Below are 22,898 nucleotides of genomic sequence, written 5' to 3'. Positions count from 1 at the left end.
ATTCGCGGATCCAGATAGCCCGTGCGGCCTCCCGGCGCGGCTAGAGCGCCGGCGGCGGGAGCGGCACGCGGGCGCGTTCGTAGGCCGCACCGACCTGGAGCACAGTCAACTCGTCGAACGGTCGCCCGACGACCTGCATCGAGAGCGGCAGCCCGGCGCGCGAGAGCCCCGTCGGAATCGCGAGCGTGGGCTGGCCGGTGACGTTGAACGGCGCGGTGAAGCGCAGCACTGCGGACACGAGGTTCACCGTTCCTCCACCCGGCGTCGCCAGCACGCGTCCGAGGTTACTGACTAGCGGAGGCTCGATTCCTGCGGTCGGCGCGAGCAGCGCCGCCCGCCCTTCCATCGCTTCGAGCACGCGGGCGAGCAACCCCGCGCGCATCCGCTGCGCCCGGATATAACCGGTCGCCGGCATCACCCCCGCGGTCTCCATCGTGCGCCGCACGTCGGCGCCGTAGTCGTCCGCGCGCTCGGGGAACCATCGGCGATGGAAGTCGAACGCCTCGGGCGACATGATCGCGGTGGCAAGCGCGATCCCCGACTCGATCGCCGGAATCGAAACCTCCTCGAGCGCGGCGCCGAGTGATTCAAGCACCTTTAATGCGGCGCGGAACGAATCGAGCACCTCGTCCGATGTGCCGACGGTCAATTCCGTGATCACGCCCAGACGCATCCCGCGCACGCCCGCCTCAAGGCGGCTTGTGTAATCGGGCACCGGCTCGCGGCTGGAGGTCGCGTCGTTGGGGTCGTGGCCGGCGATCACGTTGAGCATCAGCGCGGCGTCGCGCACCGTGCGTGCGATCGGCCCGGCGTGGTCGAGCGTGTCGCTCAGCGGAATCACCCCGTAGCGGCTGACCCGGCCCCACGTCTGCTTGAGGCCGACGCATCCACAAAACGCCGCCGGAATCCGGATCGAGCCGCCGGTGTCGGTGCCGATCGTCGCCGCCGCGGTGCGTGCAACGATCGCCGTACCGCAGCCGCCGCTCGATCCGCCGGGGATATGGTCGAGGTTGTAGGGATTGCGCACCGCGCCGAAGTGCGGGTTGGTTGAGCTCGCGCCGTTGGCGAACTCGTGCATGTTGAGTTTGCCGAGCAGGACCGCGCCCGCGGCCGCAAGCCGCGCCCACACCGTCGAGTCGTACTCGGGAACAAAGTCGGCAAGAATCTTCGCGCCCGCGCTGGTGCGAATTCCGCGTGTGTAGCAGAGGTCCTTGAGCGCGACCGGCACGCCGTGAAACGGCCCGCGCCAGTTGCCCGCCGCAACCTCGGCCTCGGCGCGCGCGGCGTCGGCGCGGGCGCGCTCGGCGGTGACCGTGATGTAGGCGTTGACGCGCTTGTCGAGCAGCTCGATCCGGCCGAGATACGCCTCGGTCAGCTCGACCGGCGAGATCCGCCGGGCGCGGATCGCCTCGCCGAGCGCCGCAACGTCGAAACTCAGCAGCTCGTCGTGCGACATCGCTCAGCCGCGCTTGCGGATGCGTTCGGCCTCGGCCAGCAGGATCGGATAGCCGAAGGGCGGCTGCACGCCGGCGAGGTCGAGATTGCCGAGCCGCCGCGCGTTGGTCACCATCGCACCCGCCGCGTTGGCGACCGCGCCTGCGCTCTCGTCCGACATCTCGTAGCCGTACAGCTCCTTCGCCATCGCCTTGACCGTCTCGGGTGTCAGCCGTGCCATCGTCATTTCCTCCGTGTTACCCACTCAGAGTGTTGCCGTGAAGACTTTTAGCGCCTTGCGCACGGTGGTCAGGTAGTCGTCGCCGACCTGGTTGGGAACGATGATCGGCAGCTCGGCGCCCGCAGCGCGATACTCGGCGAGCCGCTCCACACATCGCGCGGGCGGCCCGATCAACGCGACCGTGTCGGCCATCTTGTCCGTCAGCGCCGCCGCCATCGCGGAGGCGTCGCGCCGCTTCGCCGCCTCCATCACGCGCGCCGCCTCGGCCGCGAAGCCGCTGCGCGCAAGCAGCCGGTTGTAGAACGGCAGCGAGGCGTAGAAGGAAAGCGCGCGGCGGGCCGCGTCGAGCGCGCGGACGCGATCGTCGTCGATAAACGCCGGCACGCCCATCGTAATCGCGACGTCGGACGGCTGGCGTCCGGCCGCACGCGCGGCGGCGTGCGCGACTGCGGCCGACGCGCGCATCCGCTCGGGCGAGGCCAGGTAGAGCATCAGGCCGTCGGCAATCTCGCCGCCCAGCCGCGCGGTCTCCAGCGCGAGCGCGGCAAAGTAGATCGGCACCGGCTTGGCCGGCTTGCGGTAGGCGCGGCCGAACGCGCCGACCGGCTCGCCGGCGAGCGCCTTGCGCAGAAACGCGGTGTAGGCGCGCAGCCGGTCGCGCGCGTTGCCCATCTGGATGCCCAGCGACTCCATCGCCGGGCGATGGCTGACGCCGAGGCCCAGGATGAAACGTCCACCGGACTCGGTCTGCACCATCTCACTCGCCGCCGCGCACAGCGCCGGCTCACGGAAGTAGATGTTGACGATCCAGGTGGCGATCGTGATCCGGCTGGTCGCGCGCGCGATCGCATAGCAGCACATCAGGCCGTCGTTGGCGGCTTCCGGGATAAAGACGCCGCTGAATCCGGTGTCCTCGGCTTCGCACGCGAGCCGGGTCAGGTCCGGATATGGGATTCCGGAGAAAGGGGCGAGCGAAATTCCGAGACTCTTTGCCATCGTGATCGCCTCCGCGCCGGCGTTGCCTTATCGCCTTACAGCTTGGGCGCCGCCAGCGGGCCGCGCGCGCGTTCGTACGCGTCGGCCACCTGCAATACCGTTACCTCGTCGAACGGCCTGCCGATTATCTGCATCGACAACGGCATCGCGTCGCGCGAAAGCCCGATGGGAATCGCGACCACCGGCTGGCCGGTGGCGTTGAACGGGCCGGTGAAGCGCACCATGTTGGAGATCACGTCGTACTGCGCGTCGTCGATCCGCGGTGCCGTGGCCGCAAGCGTCGGCGCGAGCAGCGCCGCCCGGCCCTCGAGCGCGCGCATCGTGTCGGCCAGCATCAGGTTGCGCTCGCGCTGGGCGCGGACGTAGTTGGCCGCCGTGATCGTCATCGAAATCTCGAGCAGCGAGCGCACATCGGCGCCGTAGTCGGCCGAGCGCTCGCGGATCCACTGCTCGTGGAACTCCAGCGCCTCGGCCATCAGCACCACCATCGTGACCATCGCGCCTTCGGCCAGCGCCGGCACCGAGACTTCCTCGACCGTCGCGCCGAGCTCCTCGAGCTGCCTTTGCGCCGCGCCGAACACGCGCGCGACGTCGTCGGAGAGACCGGAGTTGAGCTCGCGGATCACACCGACGCGCACCCCTTTAAGGTCACCGCCGAGGCGGCCGGTGTAGTCGGGCACCGGCTCGCAGCTCGAGGTCGCGTCGTTGGGATCGTGGCCGGCGATTACGTTGAGCATCAGCGCGGCGTCGCGCACGCTGCGCGTGATCGGCCCGGTATGGTCGAGCGTGTCGGCAAGCGGCATCACGCCCCAGCGGCTGACCCGGCCCCAGGTTTGTTTGAGCCCGACGCATCCGCAGCACGCCGCCGGGATCCGGATCGAGCCGCCAGTATCGGTGCCGATCGTTGCGGCGGCGGTGCGCGCGACGATCGCGGCGGCGGAACCGCCGCTCGATCCGCCCGGGATGTGGTCGAGATGGTAGGGGTTATGAACGGCGCCCCAGTGCGGATTGTTGGAGGTCGCGCCGTAGGCGAACTCGTGCAGGTTGAGCTTGCCGAGCAGCACCGCGCCGGCCTGCGCCAACCGCGACCATACCGTGCAGTCGTAGCCAGGCACGAAGTCGGCGAGGATCTTCGAGCCACCCGTGGTCAGAATGCTGCGGGTGTAGCAGAGGTCCTTGAGCCCGATCGGCACGCCGTGGAAGGGACCGCGCCAGCGCCCGGCCGCAATCTCCGCCTCGGCCTTGCGCGCCATCTCGCGCGCGGCGTCGGCCGTCACCGTGATGTAGGAAAGCACGCGCTCCTCGACCTCCTCGATCCGATCGAGGTAGGCCTGCGTCAGCTCGACCGGCGAAATCTCCTTGGCGCGCAGTTTCGGCGCCAGCGCGGCAACGTCGAATTCGAGCAGCTCCTTGTTGGCCATCGCGCACCTCGTGTGGACCGGGATCGCCACGCCGGGCGCGGGCGCAGCCGCATTGTACGGCCTCTCGGTCCGTCTCGGGGTACCCTAGCGCAATTGCCGCCCCGGGGGTGAGCGGCGCGCCGGGCCGCTATTTGACAATCCGGCGCCGGCGCAGGTCGGCGATGCGCTCGCGGTCGTAGCCGAGGTAGCGGGCGAGAATCTCGTCAGTATGCTCGCCGAGCAGCGGCGCGGCGCGCTCAACGCGGCCCGGCGTCGCCGAGAACTTCGCGAGCAGTCCGGTCTGTACGACCGCGCCCCACTGCGAGTGATGTAGCTCGGCGAGGAGATCGTTCGCGCGGACCTGCGGGTCGTCGAACAGATCGCCGTAGCGATGCACGCTGATTGCGGGGACGCCCGCTCTGCCCAACGCATCGAGCGCGGCGGCGCGCTCCATCCGCGCGAAGGCCTCGGCCAGCGCCGACGCGACCGTGCCGTCCTCAGGCTCTGCCGCCGCCGCGGCAAAGGAGGCGGCGGCGCTGATTCCGCATATCTGGCACAGCGCGTCCCAATGCGCCGGAGCCTTCGCGTCAACGAACAACCATCCATCGTCGCGGCACTGGTAGGCGCGGCAAAGCGCCGAGCGGCCACGCGATTCGGGGCGGCTGTTCTCGAGGTCGGGCCGGCCGTCATAAAAGATGAACTCGCCCGCCTGGAACGCCATCGACGATTGCAACAGCGAGGTCTCGCAGAACTGCCCGCGCCCGGTGCGCTCGCGCGCGCGCAGCGCCAGTACGCATCCGAACGCCGACAGCATCGCCGCGCCGTAGTCGCAGATCGCGCAGGTCAGGTAGAGCGGCGGATGGCCGTGTCCGCCCTCGGCCGCCATCACGCCCGAGCGCGCTTGCAACAGCGGATCGAAGCCGGGCTGGTTGTGCTCGGGGCCGTGGTTGCCGAAGCCGTTGACCGACATGAAGATGAGGCGCGGGTTGAGCGCGGCCAGCGCCTCGTAATCCATTCCGAATCGGCGCATCCGCCCCGGCCGCAGGTTTTCGACCACGATACCCGCACGGCGCACCAGGCCGTGCACGATCTCGCGCCCCTCCGCCGAGGCGAGGTCGAGCGCGAGTGCGCGCTTGCCCTGGTTCCATCCCAGGAAACCGAAGCCGAAGTGGCGAAACGCGTCGCCCTCGAGGCTTTCGATCTTGATAACCTCGGCGCCCATCTGGCTCAGAATCATCGGGCCGTAGGAACCCGCGATGTAGCTACAAAAGTCGAGCACCAGCACGCCGTCGAGCGGCCCCCGGGCGAACGAATGCGCGCCGGCCGCCCTGGCGGTTGCGCCAGCCAGCGATGACTGCCGTGCAGGCGTCGCAGCGAGCCATGCTTCGACGACCGGATCGTCGCGCAGCGCGGGGGCGGAGCCGGCGATCTCGCCGGGCGTGTCATTGAGCGTAACCGGAATGCCGATCTGAAAGGTTTTGCCAAGCGTCGGATCATCGATCTCGCGGCGCATCGCGAGCGCGCGCACCTGCGGGTCGCCGATAAACTCAGAGCGCATCAGCACGGGCGCGCACGGAATGTCGTTCTGGCGCAGGATGCGCAACCACTCCGCGCGCGGGCGCGTCGCGATATGCTTCTGGATCAGATCCTTGAGCGTCTGGCGATGGGGCGGCGCGACGCCCCACGGCGCCCCCTCAAAGCGCGGGTCGGCGACCATTTCAGGCCGATCGAGCGCGAGCGCAAGCTTGTTGAAGAAGGTCGCATTGCCGCACGCGATGAAGAGGTATTCGCCGTCAGCGGCTCGGAACAGCCGGTAGCAGGGGATTGGGCCCAGCGGATCGGCGGGCCCCTCGTGCATGCGGGTCATCTTCTCGTGGCGCATGACCCCGCCGGTCTGGAGCGACAACGCGCCCGCCAGCAGCGAAACCTCGACCAGCTGGCCCTGGCCGCCGCTTTCGCACGCGTGCAGCGCCGCGGCCGCCGCGGCAGCACCCAGCACACCCGCCGAGTAGCTGGCGGCGGGAAAATGCAGCGCGACCGGGTTTCCACTGGCCGCCCACTGGCTGCCGTAGACGCCGCCGAGCGCTGACACCAGCTCGTCGCCAGCGTCGAAGTCTGCAAGCGGACCACGGCTGCCAAGCGGCGGCAGGTGCAGCACCACCAGTCGGGGATTAATTCGGCAAAGCGCCGCGTAATCGAGCCCACGCGCGCGAACTCGCGCCAGCGGATCTCCAAGCACCGCAATGTCCGCCCATCGCAGCAGCCGCTCGACGCGCGCACGCCCCTGAGACGAGTCGAGATCGAGAAACAACGCCCGTTTGCTGCGATTAAGCACGTGGAAATGCGGCGTGCCGCGGCACGGCGCGCCGCCGGGCGGCTCGACGCGCAGCGCACGCGCTCCCTGTTCGGCCAGCAACATCGCGGCGTACGCGGCGCCGAGGTTGGAGCTGAATTCAACCAGGTTGATGCCGTCGAGCGCCTTACTCATCGCGGATCGCTTCCTCGAACTTTGGGCCGCAATGTGCGGCGCGGCGCCTATCGGTCGGGCCGTGAATTGAAATTCTCACGAGCGAGCGCCGGCGTGCAAGTGCACGGGCGAGACGTGCGACACGCGGATTTAAGAGTGACCGTCCGGTGGAGATTGGTCGATTTTCCTCGATTGAGGAATTCAATCGCGCATAATTCTGATGTAACCGGCGCGTAACGCGCGCGCTTCAAATCCATCCGGCGCACGCTGTACTCCCTATGCGGGCTGCTGTTCGTGCGCCCATAAACGAGGAAGGCAATGAGACAAACACTACTGTCTGTGGGGATGGCGGTCGGCTTGACCCTGCTCGGGTGCACACCCGCACGCAGTCAGCTGCTGATCAACGGCGCGGGTTCGACCTTCGGCTACCCGATCTACTCCAAGTGGTTCGATGCCTACACCAAGGTCGACCCCTCCGTCCGTTTCAACTACCAGTCGATCGGTTCGGGCGGCGGAATTAATATGCTGCTCAACCGCACCGTCGACATCGGGGCGAGTGATGCGCCGCTGACCGCGGAACAGATCAAGCGCGCACCCGCGCCGGTGCTCCACTTCCCGACCGTCCTCGGCGCGGTGTCGATTGCGTATAACTTACCCGGGTTGAAGGGCACGCTGCGGCTTACTGGCCCGGTCATCGCCGACATCTATCTGGGAAAGATTACCCAGTGGAGCGACCCGGCGGTTGCTCAACTCAATCCGGGCATGACGCTGCCCGCCAAGCCAATAACGGTCGTGCACCGGTCCGACGGCAGTGGCGATACCTACATCTTCGCTGACTATTTGAGCAAGATTAGCCCAGAGTGGGCGAGCAAGGTCGGCACCTCAACCGCGCTCAAGTGGCCGACCGGGCTCGGCGGCAAGGGCAACGAGGGGGTCACCGCGCTGGTCACACAGACGCCATATTCGATTGGCTACGTAACGCTGATCTACGCGCTTCAAATCCATCAGCCGGTGGCTGAGGTCCAAAATCGCGACGGCGTCTGGATAATGCCGAGTCTCAAGAGCGTCACCGCCGCGGCGGCGGGTGCGGCATCCAACATGCCGTCGGACTTCCGGGTATCAATCGTCAATGCGCCAGGCCACGACGCATACCCGATTTCCTCATTTACCTGGATGATCGTTTACGCTCGTCAGGAGGATGCGAAGAAAGGCGCGGCGATAAAGAAGTTCCTGAGCTGGATGCTTGAACAGGGGCAGCGTTACGCCTCCGCGATGAACTATGCGCCGCTCCCCCCTGAAGTAGTCACACTCGAGCAGGCGCAACTCGAGAAACTCGAGGTCGCGTCCAAATAGGCGGCGCGGCCCAATACACAGTCTCGACAGGAGTCGAACTATGAGGACAAAGACGCTTTATCAGATCGGATTGGGATTGTTGGTCGGAGCGGTTGCCGGCCTCTGCGTCGGCGGATGCTCGACCGCGGGATGGGGTCCGCCGCCGGTCGTGGCGTCCGCCAAACCTTCCGCGCAGGAGGGGGCGCCGCCATTTGTGCATACCACCGGGATGCGGCTGACGAAGAAAGAGGAAGGCGTGAAGGTGCCGCCGAGCATCCGGGTGCAGGACTGCGGGATCGTCGCGATCTCGTCGCCGGCGCGTTTCGTCTGTTCCGACGGCAAGGTTTACACCAGCTTTGAACTCGCCCGCGCACGCGAGGAGCGCGCCCAGGCGCCGACCGCGAACACGACGCGTTGAGAATGTCGCCAAAGAGGGGGGCCGCCACGCTCGATGGCGGCGGAAGATCCCGGCGCAGCCAGCACGCTGTGTATCCGGGGAGTTGCCCGGCCGGCTCAGGCGGCCAATTCAGGAGAGGAGCAATGACACGTAAGTGGCTAATTAGTATTGTTTCAATAGCGATCGCGGCGCTTGTCGTCGCAGCGATCCCAGCGCGCCACGCGGCAGCCGAGGACGCCGCCACCGCGTGGTCGGCTACGGTAAAGCTATGGGTCGATCAACGCACCGGCCAAGTCTTCGTTCGCCCGGGCAAGGGGCGTACGCCGCTTGTGTTGAGCACGACCGACGCCAGCGCGATCGCGCAGCAGGTCGAACAGAAGGTCGAGGCCAAGACCCGCGAGCAGATCCAGACGCAGGTCCAACAGACCTCAGCGCAGCTAGCCGAGCAGAACGCCGCGCTTGCGCAGCAGGTCAACAAGATGGAACCGGCGTGGAAAAGTTATCTGGACAACTTTCAAGACAAGTTCCGGGTCGGCGCACTGGTGTACGGCGATTACCGCTTCTACAACAACACTGGATTTCAGCCGCAGGAGATGACCCAGCTGACCAATCCCGGACCGGGTAACAACAACTACAATTCGTTCGACCTCACGCGCACCTATCTCAACTTCTTCTTCTTCCCGACCAAGGACTGGACGCTGCGTCTGACACCCAACATGTACAAGACCATCGGCTCGGCCAACGACAAGATCGGCCAGGTCACCGGGTTCGGCAGCAACCTGGACGGCAACCTCGGCGTGCGCATGAAGTACGCGAGCCTCACCTACAACGGGCTGTGGAACGATGTGCCGGCGCTCAAAGGCGGCACGGTTTCGATCGGCGAGATAGCTAACCCACTGGTTGCCTGGGAGGAGGACCTCTACGGCTTCCGCTACGTCAACCTGACGCCGTGGAACTACCTCAGCCTGTCTTCGACCCAGGTCGGCGTCTCGATGCAGGGGCCGGTCAAGCCGTTCGGCGACGAACGGATGTACCTCGACTATGATATCGGCGCATACACCAACGCCAGCTTTCACGCCTTCGAGCAGACCGATACCAAACAGTTCATGGCGCGGCTGTCTGCCTATCCATTCGGCGCGCTATGGCGCTTCGACGGGCTCGGCATCACCGGCTTCTTCAATTACGGCTATGGCAACACCGCTCCGGACACGGTCGATTTGCCGGCCGCGCTCAAGGGCGGCAACGCGCATATCGAGCGCGTGGCGGCGCTGCTGCACTACTACACCGATCAGTGGGGCATAGCCGGAGAGTTCGACTACGGTTACAACGCCTTTGGAGCGTCCAATCTATGGTCGGGCAGCGGGCCGGCCGACGCCTTCGGCTTCCCCACCGGCAAAGCGATCACCTCGGGAACGTTCGCCGGTAACACCTGTAGCACAGCCACACCGTGCTACCCGTTGGTTAATACGTTCGGACCGCAGACAGCGGCGTGGCAGGCGATCCTGAACAACGGGCAGGCGACGTCGCGCGGCTTCGATGCCTTCGGTCATTACCACATTCCGTACACTCCGCTGACGTTGTTTGGGATGTTCCAGTGGTTCATGCCCAACCAGAAGTTCGCCAGCGACCCGCTGGACTTCCAGCGCTGGATATTCGGCGTGAGCTACCAGTACAACGAGTATCTGCGTTTCGCGCTCGATACACAGAACTTCTCCTACTATCACGGCCAGCAGTCGGTGCCGGTCGCGGAGCTGGCCAAGTTCGGCTATGCGCCGGGCGGCAAATTCAACGGTCAACTGCTCCCCAAGACCGGCAGCATCCCGAACCTGGTCACTCGGGATACGCACTCGATCTTCGCCAACCTGGAGTTCAGTTACTAGTTACTTAGCGGCAGCCCCGCACCGCGAAGGCGGCGGCGCGCGGCGGGCTCTCCCCGGCCCGTCGCGCCCGCCGCAAGGGGCGATGCGCCTTCCGGTCCGCCACTCTCACGTCACACTCGGTTTGTCGTTTATTGGATTGGCGCTGCGTACGCAGCAGCCGCGGGCGGCGCCGGCTCAGCGGCCTTCGAGCGACTCGCCCGTGGCTCGCTGCAGCCCTGCCTTGGCGACCGCGAAGGTGTAGAGCGCATCGACGTAGGCCGCCTTGTCCTGGATGAAGAAGCGCTCGGCGTCGGTGAGCTCGATGATGTTTCCAAGCCCGGCAGTGTAACGCTTCTGGGCAAGCTCTAACTCGACCCGCGCGGCGTTCAGCGTGACTTCGGCCTGATGAATCCGCTGGAGCGCGGTCTGCCAGTCGAGGAAGGCGGTCTTGACTTCGAGCAGGATGTGCTGGCGGAGGTCGGTAATCGAGTGCTCGATCGCTTCGCGACGCAGGCGCGCCTCCTCGACCTGATGCGTGGTCAGCATCCCGTTGAAGATCGGCCAGGTGATGGTGACACCGACATCGTAATTGTTGATCGCCGGCAGGCCGCTGCCGATCGCGCTGTAGCCAGCGATTGCGCTGACTGTGGGCAGAAAGTCGCTGCGGTACTCGGTGATGCGCGCACCGGCCGCGCGCGCCTCGTCCTCCAGCGCGCGCAGATCCGGCCGCAGGCGCAGCGCGGTAGTGAAGTAATCTTTGATTGATCCGCTGACGTCGCTGTAGTTGAGATTTGAGGCGAGCCGGTAATCCGGAGCCGCGATACCGAGGCCCATCGCGTTGTCCAGCGCGGCCTTTGCCTTGGCCACGTTGTTGCGCGCGTCGAGCAACTGCACGCGGGCGCGCGCGAGCTCGGCCTGCGCGGTATAGACGTCAATCTGCGAGGTCAGGCCAGCCTGCGCCTTGACCTGCGATTCATGAAGTTGCTCCTTGCGTTCGGTGATCGCCTCCCCGTAAACCTTTACCAGTTCCGTCGCGGCCAGCATCGCGAAGTAGCGCTGCGAGGTCTCGAAGACCAGGTCGAGATCGGTGAGCTTGAGCTGCGCTTGGGCGGCGTCGGCATTGTCTGTCTGCTCGGCGATCTGCCCGCGCACGCGACCGAAATCGAGCAGATACTGCGAAACCGCAACGCCGCCGAGATAATTGTTTTTCAGCGACCACGCCTGCGGCTCGCCGCCGGCGCCGCTGTGGCGGGGAATGAAGCCCGGGTTGAGGTAGTTCGTACCGTCGATGCCATTCTGAGTCGCGCCAAGGTACTGGGCGATGCCGTAAACCTGCGGCAGCATCGCCGCCTGCGCCTCGGCCACCCGCTGTTCTTCCGCGCCGGCCTCGGACCGCGCAGCCATCCGCCGCGGATGATTCTCCAGGCTGAGCTGAATCGCGTCGCCCAGCGCCAATCGCTGGCCGGGCGTGGGCATCGAAATCGCCCACAGCGCGCGCGCGGGTACGAGCAACAGACCCAACAGCGCGACGCCGAGCGCACGCTCAAGCTTGAGCACCATGATTTTGTCTCCGCTCAATTGGAATTGGGCTTTGCGAGCGCGGCCTGCCAGCTCAGGCGGTAGCCGTTGTCGAGCACCGCTTGCACTCGCTCGCCCGCGCTGAAAGCCGGCGACACCGTTTGCACAACCTCCTCGTCACCCGTAAGCCCCTTCGTAATCTCGACATCGATGCCGGTGTCGATGCCGACGGTGACCGGCACGCGGACCAGACGCCCGTGGCGGGCCACCAGCACGAAGTGCGCGCCGTCGGATGAATTGCCAACCGCGCTATCGGGCAGCTTGATCGCATTGGGATGGCGTTCGAGGTCGAGCACCACGTTGGCGTACATCCCGGGGTAGATCTCGCGCCTAGGATTGTCGAGGTCGATCTCGGTCAGCATCGTGCGTGTGGCGAGATCGAGCGAATGGGCGAAGCGGGTGACGCTGGCGTGGTACACGCGACCGGGCAATTCACGGAAGGTGACCGTGACCGGCAGGCCGCGGCGAATGTAGTTCACGGTGTCCTGCGGCACATAGACGTAGATGCGCAGCTTTTCGATATCGGCCACGCTCACCACCGGCGCCGCCACTCCGCCCGCCCGCGCCGTCCCCTCCATCGGCGCGCTCACCCCGCCCTGGCCGCCGGCCTTGATCAGCGCGCCCGGGTCGACGAAGCGCTCGGTCACGATGCCGTCGAACGGCGCGATGATCCGGGTGTAACTCACCATCGCCGCCAGCTCGTCGGCCTGCGCCTTGGCCTGCTGGAACTTGCTGTAGGCGATATCAACGTCCTCGCGGGCGACCAGCCGCGGGTCGCTCTTCCATACCCGGTCGAGCCGGTTATAGGTGAGCTGCTGGATCTCGAGGTTGGAGCGCGCGCGGTCAAGGCGCTCACGCAGCTCGGGCACTTCGATCTCGGCCAGCACCTGGCCCTTTTTCACGCGGTCGCCTTTGTCCACGAAGATCTGCTTGAGGTAGCCGGTGACCTTGGCGTAGAGCGCCGACTGGAAATAGCCGACGACGTCGCCGGGCAACGTCAGCGAGCGCACCGCTTCGCCGCGCTGCGGCCGGATGACCACCACTCGCGGGAGCTGCTGTACGGGCGGGGTGTCGGACTCGGCCCGATCGCATCCGCCGACCAGTGCGGCAACCGCCGCCATCAGAAGCGCCGCCAGCGCGAGTGCAATGCCCCCCGAGCGCTTCATCGCGTCACCTCGCGCCGCGCGTAAAACGCCTCGTACACTGCAGGCACCAGCAACAGAGTGAGCACGGTCGAAACCGCGAGCCCACCTACCGCCGCGCGCGCCAGCGGCGCCGAAGCCTCGGAGCCGGCGCCCACCTCCAGCGCCAGCGGCAGCAGGCCGACCACGGTGGCCAGCGCGGTCATCAGGATCGGACGCATCCGGATGCGCGAGGCCTCGACTACGGCCCGGCGCAGCGGCTGGCCCTCGTTTCGGCGCTGGTTGGCGAAGTCCACCAGCAGAATCGAGTTGGAAACCACAATCCCAACCATCGCAATAATCCCCATGAACGATTCAATATTGAGCGTGGTGCCGGTCAGATACAGCGTCCACATGACGCCGATCAGTCCCATCGGCACGGCAAACATGATGATCAGCGGGTCGAGGAAGGAGCGGAACTGCGCCACCATCACAAGGTAAAGGAGCACCACCGCCATCCCCAAACCGAAGCCGAAGCTGGAGAACGACTTCTCCATCGCCGCCACCGAGCCGCGCAGCGCAACCTGCACGTCGGAGGGCATCCGCAGTTTGCCGAGCGCCGCCAGCACCGCCTTCTGCGCGCCGCCGACGTCGTCGGTGCGTGGCGCGACCAGCACGTCAACCACGCGCTGGATGTCGTAGTGGTCGGCCTCGGCCGGATGGCGCTCGGGCACGATGGTCGCGACGTCGCGCAGCGTCAGGGCGTCGCTTCGCGCATGGCGTTCGGCCGCCGTGGCGACCGGAATGTTCTCCAGGGTGGAGAGCGATTTGATCTCGGGCTCGTAGTATTGAGCGGTGAGGAAATAGTCGTTGCCCGTTTTGGGATCGATCCAGATCGAGGGCGCGATCATCTCGTTGGAGGTAAGCGCCGTGATCACGTTGGTTACCACGTCGCGCTGGTCGAGTCCCAGCCGCGCGGCCTTGACCCGGTCAACCTTGATCCGCAGCGTCGGATAGCCCGATTCCTGCGGGATGAAGGCACTGGCGACCTCGGGCACCGCGCGCAACGCCTCCCCGACGTCGCGCGCCAGCGCGAAGAGCTCCTTGTAGGTCTGGCCGCTGAGCTGGACGTCGACCGGCGCCGCCAGCCCATAGTTGAGCACCGAATCGATGATGCTGCCGGAGGTGAAGAAGGTGCTCGCCTCGGGCACCGCCTGCGGCAGCAGCTTCTTGAGCCGCTCGATGTAAATGAAGGTCGAAACTTTGTGGGTCGGCTTCAGGGCGACCATCATGAAACCCGAATCAGCGGCCGCGTTGGGCGAGTATATCGACGAGAAGCCCGGCGCCAGCCCGATGTTCGAGACGATCGTCGAAAGCTCGGCGGGTGGAATCAACCGGCGCACCGCCGCCTCCATCCGCTCGGTCAGCGACTCGGTGAGCTCGATGCGGCTGCCGACCGGCGCGCGGTAGTCGATGATGAACTGGCCGGCGTCGGTGCGCGGAAACAGCTCGGTGCCGATCCACGGATAGATCGCCATGCTGGCGACGAACAGCAGCGTGATCGCGCCGATCACCCGCGCTTTGTGGTCGAGCGCGGCCTCCAACCAATGCTCGTAGCGGCGAGCGAAGCCCCCGTAGGCGCGCATGAACGGGGCAAACGGGCCGGCGCCGGCGCCCGCGTCGGCCGCGCGCGCGGACTCGGTGGTCAAAAACCGCGCGCAGTAGATCGGGATCACCGTCACCGCGACCACGTACGAGGCGAGCATCGAGAGCACCACCGCCAGCGCCAGCGCACCGAACAGGTACTTGGCCACGCCGAAGAGAAACATCACCGGGAAGAACACGATGATCGTGGTCAGGGTCGAGGCGAGCACCGGCAGATCGACCTCGTCGGTGCCGCGCAGCGCCGCCTCGGCCGGCGGCGCGCCTTCGGCCAGATGGCGATTGACGTTTTCCAGCACCACCACCGAGTTATCGACCAGGCGCCCGATGGCGAGGGCGAAGCCACCCAGGGTCATAATGTTGATGGTCGCGCCGGACATCATCAGGCCGAACGCACCGGCCAGAATCGACAACGGGATCGACAGGAAGATCGCAAACGTCGAGCTGAAACTGCCGAGGAAGATCAGAATCATCAGTGAGGCGAGCGCCGCGCCGGAGACCGCCTCGTGCTCGAGCGCCGTGACCGCCGCGCGCACGTAGGTCGCCTGGCTGAAGATCGCGCGCAACCCCATCCCGGCCGGCATCCCGGTGACGTGCCCGAGGACGCGCTCGATGCCATCGACCACGTTGAGCGTGTTGGCGCCGCCCTGCTTGAGCACCGGGATATAGACCGAGCGCTGGCCGTTGATGCGCACGATGTTCTGCTGGATCTGGGCCGCGTCCTCGGCATGACCAACGTCGCGCACGTACACCGGCGCCTGTCCCAGGCCAACCTTGATCGGCACGTCATTTATGTTCGCCGGGTTGTCGATCATCGAGTTGGTGTAGACGAAGTAATCCAGCGCGCCTATCTTGGCGTCGCCCGCCGGGATGATCAGGTTGGCGCGGTTGAGCGCATGCACCACGTCCATCGGCGTCAGCCCGCGCGCCTGCAAGGCGTCGCGGTCCAGGTAAACCATGATCTGGCGGTACTTGCCGCCGAATGGCGGCGGCACCGACGCGCCCTCGATGGTGGCCAGCCAGTTGCGCACGTTGTACTGGGCCTGGTCGCGCAGCTCGGACTGCGTGAAACCTGTGCCTGAGACCGTCACCAGCACCACCGGCAGCGACGAGGCACCGGACTTCAGCACCAGCGGCGGGAGCGTGCCAGGCGGTAGGTGACGCAGGTCCGCCATCGCAAGGTCGCCCAGCGATGCAGCGGCCGCGCCGAGGTTAACCCCGGGATGGAAGAACACCTTGATGATGCTGACGCCGGGCAGCGAGCGCGACTCGATATGCTCGATGTCACTGCCCAGGGTGAAGAAGCGCTCGAAACGGGTGGTGATGTCGCGCTCGATGTCGAGCGGCGGCATCCCCGGGTAGAAGGTCGCAACCACGACCGCCGGGATGTTGAGCCGGGGAAAGACGTCAACCGGCATCCGCGCGAACGCGGTCAGGCCGAGGATCGATATGATCAGCGCCCCCACGATCACCGTGTGGGGATTGCGCAGCGAGAAGCCTGCCATCTGTGTGACCTCGCGGGGCAGGGCCGATTCAAGAAGACTCGCTTCGTCCCGCGGACCACGCGAAAACCGGCGCGGCGGGGCGCGCCGCCGCCGACCCATGCGGCGAGCCAGGAAGGGAACGGTCCGGCGAGATCAATCCATGTGTCTGCGGCCCCCCAACCGGCTCGAAGTCTACTCAGCACCCAGCGGCCCAGCAACCGGCAAGTTTTAGTTCGAAAAGCAAGCTGTGACTGCATCCCTGCTTCTCCCTGCAACGGGGGCATCAAGCTCCTCCGCATCTGTGCGTGCTAGCCGTGACTCTCGCGCCGCGCGTAGAACGCCTCGTACACCGCCGGTACCAGCAACAAGGTCAGCACGGTCGAAACCGCCAGCCCGCCCACCGCCGCGCGCGCCAGCGGCGCCGAAGCCTCGGAGCCGGCGCCCAACTCCAGCGCCAGCGGCATCAGCCCAACCACCGTGGCCAGCGCTGTCATCAGGATCGGGCGCATCCGGATGCGCGCCGATTCCACAACCGCCTGGCGCAGCGGCTGGCCTTCACGCCGGCGCTGGTTGGCAAAGTCCACCAGCAAAATCGAGTTGGAAACCACAATGCCGACCATCACGATGATTCCCATGAAAGATTCGATGTTGAGCGTGGTGCCGGTCAGATACAGCGTCCACATTACGCCGATCAGCCCCATCGGCACCGCGAACATGATGATGAAAGGGTCGAGGAAGGAACGAAACTGCGCCACCATCACCAGGTACAACAGCACCACCGCCATCCCGAGGCCGAAGCCGAAGCTGGAAAACGACTTCTCCATCGAGGCGACCGAGCCGCGCAGATCGACGCCGACATCCTTGGGCAGATGGAGGCTGGCGAGCGCGGCCAGCACCGCTTTCTGAGTACCACCAAGGTCCTGCGTGCGCGGCGCCACCAGCACGTCAACCACGCGCTGGATGTCGTAGTGGTCGGCCTCGGCCGGATGGCGCTCGGGCACGATGGTCGCGACGTCGCGCAGCATCAGCGACTGGCGGCGCGATTCAACGCCGGGAGCCACCGCGACCGGGATGTTCTCCAAGGTGGCGAGCGATTTGATCTCGGGCTCGTAATACTGGGCCGTAAGGAAATAGTCGTTGCCCGACTTGGGGTCGATCCAGATCGACGGCGCGATCATCTCGTTGGAAGTGAGCGCCGTGATCACGTTGGTTACAACTGCCCGCTGGTCGAGACCCAGGCGCGCCGCTTTGACTCGATCGACCTTGATGCGCAGCGTGGGATAATCGGACTCCTGCGGGATGAAAGTGTTGGCGACCTCGGGCACCGAACGCAGCGTCTTCTGCACCTCGCGCGCCAGCGGAAACAGCTCCCGGTAGGTCTGGCCGCTGAGCTGGACGTCGATCGGAGCGGCCAGGCCGAAGTTGAGCACTGAATCGATAATGCTGCCGGAGGTGAAGAACGTGCGCACCTCGGGAACCGCCTGCGGCAGCAGCTTCTTGAGCCGCTCGATGTAAACGAAGGTCGAAACCTTGTGGGTCGGCTTCAGGGCGACCATCATGAAGCCCGAGTCGGAAGCCGCGTTGGACGAATAGATCGAGGAAAACCCTGGCGCCAGCCCGATGTTCGAGACGATCGTTGAAAGCTCGGCGGGTGGAATCACCCGTCGTACCGCCGCCTCCATCTTCGCGGTCAGCGCCTCGGTCAGTTCGATCCGGGTCCCCACCGGCGCGTGGTAGTCGATGATGAACTGGCCGGCATCGGTGCGCGGAAACAGCTCGGTGCCGATGCGCGGATAGAGCGCGATGCTGGCCACGAACAGCGCGGCGACCGCTCCGATCACAGCGCTCTTGTGATCGAGCGCGCGGCGCAGCCAGCCCTCGTAGCTTACGGCCAGCCGCTCGTAGGCGCGCATGAACCATCCCAACGGCCCATGCGCCGCGCCTTCCTCGCCCTCGCGCGCCGACTCAATGGTCAGAAAGCGCGCGCAGTAGATCGGGATCACGCTCATCGCGACCACGTATGAAGCCAGCATCGACAGCACCACCGCCAGCGCCAGCGCGCTGAACAGGTACTTCGCCACTCCGAAAAGGAACATCACCGGGAAAAACACGATGATGGTGGTGATAGTGGAGGCGAGGACGGGCAGCGCAACTTCCTCGGCTCCTTCGCGGGCGGCGCGCCTGGGTTCCTTGCCCTCTGCCAGGTGGCGGTTGATGTTTTCGAGCACCACGGTGGAATCGTCCACCAGCCGCCCGATGGCGAGGGCGAAGCCGCCGAGGGTCATGATGTTGACCGTCGCGCCGGACATCAGCAGGCCGAACGCGCCCGCCAGGATCGACAGCGGAATCGAGAGAAAAATCGCAAACGTCGAGCGGAAGCTGCCTAGGAAGATCAGGATCATCAGCGAGGCGAGCACCGCTCCGGAGACCGCCTCGTGCTCGAGCGCCTCGATCGCGTTCATGATGTAGGTCGCCTGACTGAAGATCGCGCGCAGCTTCATCCCCGCCGGCATCCCGGTGATCTTCGGCAGCACCGCGCTGGTGCCGTTGACGATCGAGATGGTGTTGGCGCCGGACTGCTTGAGCACCGGAATATAGACCGAGCGCTGGCCGTTGATGCGCACGATGTTCTGTTGGATCTGCGCCGCGTCCTCGGCGTGGCCAACGTCGCGCACGTATACTGGAGCGCCGTCCTTGCCGACCTTGACCGGCACGTCATTGATGTTGGCCGGGTTGGCAATCATCGAGTTCGTGTATACGAAGTAGTCGAGCGTGCTTATCTTGGCATCGCCCGCCGGGATAATCAGATTGGTCCGGTTGAGCGCGTGCACCACCTCCATCGGCGTCAGCCCGTGCGCTTGCAGAGCGTCGCGGTCCAGATAAACCATGATCTGGCGGTATTTGCCGCCGAACGGTGGCGGCACCGACGCGCCGGGCACTGTAGCGAGCCAGTTGCGGATGTTGTACTGCGCCTGGTCGTGCAGCTCGGTCTGGTTGAAGCCCTTGCCCGAGACCGTCACCAGCACCACCGGCAGCGACGAGGCGCCCGACTTCAGCACCAGCGGCGGCAGCGTGCCGGGCGGAAGATGGCGCAAATCCGCCATCGCAAGGTCGCCCAGCGATGCCGCTGCGGCGCCAAGATCAACCCCGGGATGGAAGAAGACCTTAATGATGCTCACACCGGGGAGCGAGCGCGACTCGATATGCTCGATGTCACTGCCCAGGGTGAAGAAGCGCTCGAAGCGCGTCGTGATGTCGCGCTCGATGTCGAGCGGCGGCATCCCCGGATAGAAGGTCGCCACCACCACCGCCGGAATGTGCAGCGGCGGGAAGACGTCCACCGGCATCCGCGCGAACGCGGTCAGGCCGAGGATCGATATGATCAACGCCCCCACGATCACCGTGTGGGGATTGCGCAAGGAAAACGAAGGCATACCACAACCTCACGGAGTTACGGCGTCGGCCGTGTGCAGACGCCACCGCACACACCCGCGTCGGTGGCCGGTCCGGTCACACCGCGCGCGCAGCGTGCACTCATGTGGAAGTTGGCTAGCTCAGAGGATCGGCGCCGCCGCCGGGCTCTGCCGGCGCCATTCGCAACCGTCGCAACAGCCGCGGCCGTGCCGGTTCGCGCGACAGCCGCGCCGCCGGTACCGAGAACTGCGCGGCCGAGGAAATCTCAAGCGTATTGCCGGGAGGTATGGCGCGCCGCGCGCTATCGATTGACGCGTCGAGCCGGCTGTCGCCCTGGTCGACGAGCGTGCGATGCGTCACAAGGTGATGCGCGCGGGCAGCCCTGAGCGAAAAGGAAAGATGGTGCATGCGAGTGCGCGGCGCCACCACGGTCAGGCTGAGCGCCACCAGCGCACCGAGCAGCCAGGGAAACCTCGCACCGCGGACGTTCGACATCAATCTTTCACTCTATCCCCGCGCGCCGCACCTTCGCAATCACCGCGGCTTGCCGCCGCTGCGAATCGTGAGCACCGGACAGGATGCCTCGCGCACGACGCGTTCGGCCACGCTGCCGAGCACCAGATGGCTTAGGCCTTTGCGCCCATGCGTCGCCATCACGATCAGGTCGGCATCCAGCTCTTTGGCCATCCGCAGCACGTCGACGTCCGGAGTGCCGCTCACCACGTGGATCTGATAGGCGACCATGCCTTGGAGCCGCTCGGCGGCCATCCGCTCGAGCTTGCGCCGCGCCGCCCGCTCCCATCTGGGGTCCGCGCCAAAGGGCAGCGGCACGTCCATATCCCGCGACGGGACGCGCGCCACATGGAGCAGATGCAGCGTGGCGCCGTTGTCCTGCGCGAGGTCGCGCGCGACGGCCAGCGCGCCCAGCGCATGTTGCGTGAAGTCGATGGGGCACAGAATCTTCCGGAATTTGCCGAACTCTGGCACAACGGCGGCCAATCCTTTCCCCCACCGCTGAACCCGCGGCGGATCAAGCCTGCGGTGCCATAGACGACGCGCGGCTACACTATATTCAGCGCGAGAGGGTAAAGTTGCGAATTGATGAATTTCTGTCGAATTCGAGACTGCCGGACGCTGGCGCGAGCGCACCATGGCCATTGAAGCGCAAGTGTCAGCGGCCGGCGCTGCGCCCCGCGGCCTGAGTACCGAAGAGGCCCGCCGGCGTCTGGCGAAGTATGGACCCAACGCCGTCGCCGAGGAGAAGCCCCACCTCCTGTTGGAAATCCTCGCCAAGTTTTGGGCGCCGGTGCCGTGGATGCTTGAGGCAACGACCGTCTTCGAACTGATCCTAGGCAAGGGTCTCGAGGCGCTGATCATCGGCGGCCTGCTCCTGTTCAATGCCGCGCTCAGCTTTTTCCAGGAGAAGCGCGCGCACGACGCGCTTGCGCTCCTGCGCAAACGCCTCGTGGTCGAGGCGCGCGTGCTCCGCGACGGCGCGTGGCGGATGGTACCGGCCGAGGAGCTGGTTCCTGGCGACTTCGTCCATTTGCGGATGGGCGATCTCGTGCCGGCCGACGTCCGCCTCGCCGACGGCGCAATCCAGCTCGATCAGTCGGCACTGACCGGCGAATCAGTGCCGGTGGACGCTGGTCCGGGCGCGGCTGCCCGGGCCGGCGCCCTGGTCAAGCGCGGCGAGGCGGGCGGCGAAGTCACCGCAACCGGCGCGCGCACGTATTTCGGGCGAACCGCTGAACTCGTGCGCGAGGCGAAAACGGCGAGCCACCTCCAAAGCGTGATCTTCACCATCGTCAGGTACATGGTGGTGATGGACGGCGCGCTGGTGGCGGCGCTGCTGCTGTATGCCTGCATCGCCGGACTGCCGTTCGCAGACGTATTGCCGTTCGCGCTGATCCTGCTCGTCGCCGCGGTGCCGGTCGCGCTACCGGCCACCTTTACCCTTGCCACCGCGCTCGGCTCGCTCGAACTTGCCGCGCGCGGAGTGCTCGTGACACGGCTGGGAGCGATCGAAGAAGCGGCGGCGATGGATGTGCTGTGCAGCGACAAAACCGGCACGATCACCCAAAACCACCTGACCCTCGCCGCGTTGCATTTGTATGCGCCATTTTCCGAAGACGAGCTGCTGCGCTTTGCCGCGGCCGCGAGCGATGATGCCACTCAGGATCCGATCGACATCGCGATTCTCTCTTTCGCTGCTCGTCGTGGCTTCGCTGCTCCGCCGCGTCTGCGCTTTGTCCCCTTCGATCCGGCGACCAAGCTGGCCGAGGCGATCGTCCGCCATGACGGCCAGGAGTGGCGCGCGCTCAAGGGTGCGCCGAGCGCCGTGGTGGCGCGTGCGGTCGCGCCGCCCGCCTCGCTCGAGACCGACCTCGCGCGCCTGGCCGCGGGCGGCTATCGCGTGCTGGCGGTGGCCGCCGGAGCCGAGGACGCGTTGCGTATCGTTGGCCTAATCGCGCTGGAAGATCCACCGCGCCCTGACTCGGCCGGCGTCATCCGCCGGCTGCGCGAGCTCGGTGTGCGCGTCCTGATGATCACCGGCGATACGCCGGCAACCGCGCGCGCCGTGGCCAAAGCGGTCGCCATCGAGGGCGAGATCTGCTCCGCCGACGCGCTGCGCCGCGGCGGCGCACGAGCGCTCAAATCGGCGATCTTTGCCGGCGTCTTTCCCGAAGACAAGTTCCGCCTGGTGCGCGCGTTGCAGGAGACCGGCCATGTGGTCGGGATGACTGGCGACGGCGTCAACGATGCGCCCGCGCTCAAGCAGGCCGAGGTCGGAATCGCGGTCGCCTCGGCCACCGACGTCGCCAAGGCGGCGGCTAGTCTGGTGCTCACTAATCCCGGACTGGGCGACATCGCCGCCGCGGTCGAGACCAGCCGGCGCATCTATCAGCGGATGCTGACCTACACGCTGAACAAGATCATCAAGACGGTCGAGATCGCGCTGTTCCTAAGCCTCGGCGTGATGCTGACCCGGACGTTCATCATCACGCCCTTGCTCATCGTGCTGCTACTGTTCACCAACGACTTCGTCACGATGTCGATCGCAACCGACCGCGTGGGTTTCTCGACCGCTCCCGATCGCTGGCATATCGCACGCCTGATGCGCGCCGGGTTCGTGCTCGGCAGCTTCATCCTCGTCCTGTCCTTTGGAGTGTTCCTGTTCGCGCGCGAGGCGCTCGGCTTGCCGCTGGCGCAGCTTCAGACCCTGGTCTTCCTCACCCTGGTCTTCACCGGGCAAGGCACCGTGTATCTCGTGCGCGAGCGGCGCCATTTCTGGAGCTCGATGCCCAGCCGATGGCTGCTGATAGCCTCGGTCGCCGACATTATCGTGGTCAGCGCCGCGGCTGTGCGCGGAGTCCTGATGGCGGCCGTGCCGGCGGCGCTGGTCGGCGCGCTGCTGCTCGCGTGCTTGCTCTATTTGGCGGGGCTTGATTTTCTGAAGGTCGCGCTTCTGCGGCGGCTGCGCAATGCGCTATGAAATTTGTCGGCGCGGCG

General features: G+C 66.2%; 15 protein-coding genes. 4 read left to right on the top strand and 11 right to left on the bottom strand.

What is annotated here, in order from left to right:
* Positions 1 to 40: 40 nt before the first annotated feature.
* The 5 genes from VFB33_04275 to VFB33_04255 all read right to left on the bottom strand — a co-directional run bounded on the left by VFB33_04275 (position 41) and on the right by VFB33_04255 (position 6,559).
* A complete protein-coding gene (locus tag VFB33_04275; GenBank protein HZO80890.1) occupies positions 41 to 1,456 on the bottom strand; it encodes an amidase in 1,416 nt (471 codons plus the stop codon).
* A gap of 3 nt (positions 1,457 to 1,459) precedes the next feature.
* Positions 1,460 to 1,675, bottom strand: a complete 216-nt coding sequence (locus VFB33_04270) for a hypothetical protein (protein HZO80889.1) — start codon at positions 1,673 to 1,675, stop codon at positions 1,460 to 1,462.
* 24 nt (positions 1,676 to 1,699) lie between these two features.
* Positions 1,700 to 2,671 carry an LLM class flavin-dependent oxidoreductase gene (locus VFB33_04265; GenBank protein ID HZO80888.1) on the bottom strand — a complete coding sequence of 324 codons (972 nt, stop codon included), beginning with the start codon at positions 2,669 to 2,671 and terminating at the stop codon, positions 1,700 to 1,702.
* A gap of 35 nt (positions 2,672 to 2,706) precedes the next feature.
* Positions 2,707 to 4,092, bottom strand: a complete 1,386-nt coding sequence (locus tag VFB33_04260; protein ID HZO80887.1) for an amidase — start codon at positions 4,090 to 4,092, stop codon at positions 2,707 to 2,709.
* A gap of 127 nt (positions 4,093 to 4,219) precedes the next feature.
* Positions 4,220 to 6,559 (bottom strand): CoA transferase, encoded by a 2,340-nt coding sequence (locus VFB33_04255; GenBank protein ID HZO80886.1) that lies wholly within the window; start codon positions 6,557 to 6,559, stop codon positions 4,220 to 4,222.
* Between the two features lie 297 nt (positions 6,560 to 6,856).
* On the opposite strand from VFB33_04255, the gene pstS reads away from it, so the two are divergent.
* From pstS to VFB33_04240, 3 genes are all read left to right on the top strand, one after another.
* Positions 6,857 to 7,891: a phosphate ABC transporter substrate-binding protein PstS gene (pstS, locus tag VFB33_04250; GenBank protein ID HZO80885.1), complete on the top strand. Its 1,035-nt coding sequence runs from the start codon at positions 6,857 to 6,859 to the stop codon at positions 7,889 to 7,891.
* A 40-nt stretch (positions 7,892 to 7,931) separates the two neighbouring features.
* Positions 7,932 to 8,288 (top strand): hypothetical protein, encoded by a 357-nt coding sequence (locus VFB33_04245; GenBank protein ID HZO80884.1) that lies wholly within the window; start codon positions 7,932 to 7,934, stop codon positions 8,286 to 8,288.
* Between the two features lie 122 nt (positions 8,289 to 8,410).
* Positions 8,411 to 10,147: a hypothetical protein gene (locus tag VFB33_04240; protein ID HZO80883.1), complete on the top strand. Its 1,737-nt coding sequence runs from the start codon at positions 8,411 to 8,413 to the stop codon at positions 10,145 to 10,147.
* 174 nt (positions 10,148 to 10,321) lie between these two features.
* On the opposite strand, the gene VFB33_04235 is transcribed toward VFB33_04240, so the two are convergent.
* From VFB33_04235 to VFB33_04210, 6 genes are all read right to left on the bottom strand, one after another.
* A complete protein-coding gene (locus VFB33_04235; GenBank protein ID HZO80882.1) occupies positions 10,322 to 11,686 on the bottom strand; it encodes a TolC family protein in 1,365 nt (454 codons plus the stop codon).
* Positions 11,687 to 11,700: 14 nt separating this feature from the next.
* The gene (locus tag VFB33_04230; GenBank protein ID HZO80881.1) at positions 11,701 to 12,870 is read right to left on the bottom strand and encodes an efflux RND transporter periplasmic adaptor subunit; all 1,170 of its coding nucleotides are present in this window, start codon (positions 12,868 to 12,870) and stop codon (positions 11,701 to 11,703) included.
* Positions 12,867 to 15,992 carry an efflux RND transporter permease subunit gene (locus tag VFB33_04225; protein HZO80880.1) on the bottom strand — a complete coding sequence of 1,042 codons (3,126 nt, stop codon included), beginning with the start codon at positions 15,990 to 15,992 and terminating at the stop codon, positions 12,867 to 12,869. Before VFB33_04225 ends, VFB33_04230 begins: the two co-directional genes overlap by 4 nt.
* Positions 15,993 to 16,279: 287 nt before the next feature.
* Positions 16,280 to 19,405 carry an efflux RND transporter permease subunit gene (locus VFB33_04220; GenBank protein HZO80879.1) on the bottom strand — a complete coding sequence of 1,042 codons (3,126 nt, stop codon included), beginning with the start codon at positions 19,403 to 19,405 and terminating at the stop codon, positions 16,280 to 16,282.
* A 115-nt stretch (positions 19,406 to 19,520) separates the two neighbouring features.
* A complete protein-coding gene (locus tag VFB33_04215; GenBank protein ID HZO80878.1) occupies positions 19,521 to 19,832 on the bottom strand; it encodes a hypothetical protein in 312 nt (103 codons plus the stop codon).
* 87 nt (positions 19,833 to 19,919) lie between these two features.
* A complete protein-coding gene (locus VFB33_04210; GenBank protein ID HZO80877.1) occupies positions 19,920 to 20,372 on the bottom strand; it encodes a universal stress protein in 453 nt (150 codons plus the stop codon).
* Positions 20,373 to 20,535: 163 nt separating this feature from the next.
* Here VFB33_04210 and VFB33_04205 point away from each other — a divergent pair, with 163 nt between their 5' ends.
* The gene (locus tag VFB33_04205; protein HZO80876.1) at positions 20,536 to 22,881 is read left to right on the top strand and encodes a plasma-membrane proton-efflux P-type ATPase; all 2,346 of its coding nucleotides are present in this window, start codon (positions 20,536 to 20,538) and stop codon (positions 22,879 to 22,881) included.
* Positions 22,882 to 22,898: the final 17 nt, after the last annotated feature.

The organism is Candidatus Binataceae bacterium (assembly GCA_035650475.1).
In the GTDB taxonomy this organism is placed as follows: Bacteria; Desulfobacterota; Binatia; order Binatales; family Binataceae; genus JAKAVN01.
Note: the sequence above shows the minus strand (reverse complement) of the source record. Positions and strands in the feature narration are given on the sequence as shown.

What these genes read in the sequence shown, in the direction of transcription:
- VFB33_04275 (HZO80890.1), bottom strand. Translation starts at nt 1,456, where the DNA reads ATGTCGCACGACGAGCTGCTGAGTTTCGACGTTGCGGCGCTCGGCGAG.
- VFB33_04270 (HZO80889.1), bottom strand. Translation starts at nt 1,675, where the DNA reads ATGGCACGGCTGACACCCGAGACGGTCAAGGCGATGGCGAAGGAGCTG.
- VFB33_04265 (HZO80888.1), bottom strand. Translation starts at nt 2,671, where the DNA reads ATGGCAAAGAGTCTCGGAATTTCGCTCGCCCCTTTCTCCGGAATCCCA.
- VFB33_04260 (HZO80887.1), bottom strand. Translation starts at nt 4,092, where the DNA reads ATGGCCAACAAGGAGCTGCTCGAATTCGACGTTGCCGCGCTGGCGCCG.
- VFB33_04255 (HZO80886.1), bottom strand. Translation starts at nt 6,559, where the DNA reads ATGAGTAAGGCGCTCGACGGCATCAACCTGGTTGAATTCAGCTCCAAC.
- pstS (HZO80885.1), top strand. Translation starts at nt 6,857, where the DNA reads ATGAGACAAACACTACTGTCTGTGGGGATGGCGGTCGGCTTGACCCTG.
- VFB33_04245 (HZO80884.1), top strand. Translation starts at nt 7,932, where the DNA reads ATGAGGACAAAGACGCTTTATCAGATCGGATTGGGATTGTTGGTCGGA.
- VFB33_04240 (HZO80883.1), top strand. Translation starts at nt 8,411, where the DNA reads ATGACACGTAAGTGGCTAATTAGTATTGTTTCAATAGCGATCGCGGCG.
- VFB33_04235 (HZO80882.1), bottom strand. Translation starts at nt 11,686, where the DNA reads ATGGTGCTCAAGCTTGAGCGTGCGCTCGGCGTCGCGCTGTTGGGTCTG.
- VFB33_04230 (HZO80881.1), bottom strand. Translation starts at nt 12,870, where the DNA reads ATGAAGCGCTCGGGGGGCATTGCACTCGCGCTGGCGGCGCTTCTGATG.
- VFB33_04225 (HZO80880.1), bottom strand. Translation starts at nt 15,992, where the DNA reads ATGGCAGGCTTCTCGCTGCGCAATCCCCACACGGTGATCGTGGGGGCG.
- VFB33_04220 (HZO80879.1), bottom strand. Translation starts at nt 19,405, where the DNA reads ATGCCTTCGTTTTCCTTGCGCAATCCCCACACGGTGATCGTGGGGGCG.
- VFB33_04205 (HZO80876.1), top strand. Translation starts at nt 20,536, where the DNA reads ATGGCCATTGAAGCGCAAGTGTCAGCGGCCGGCGCTGCGCCCCGCGGC.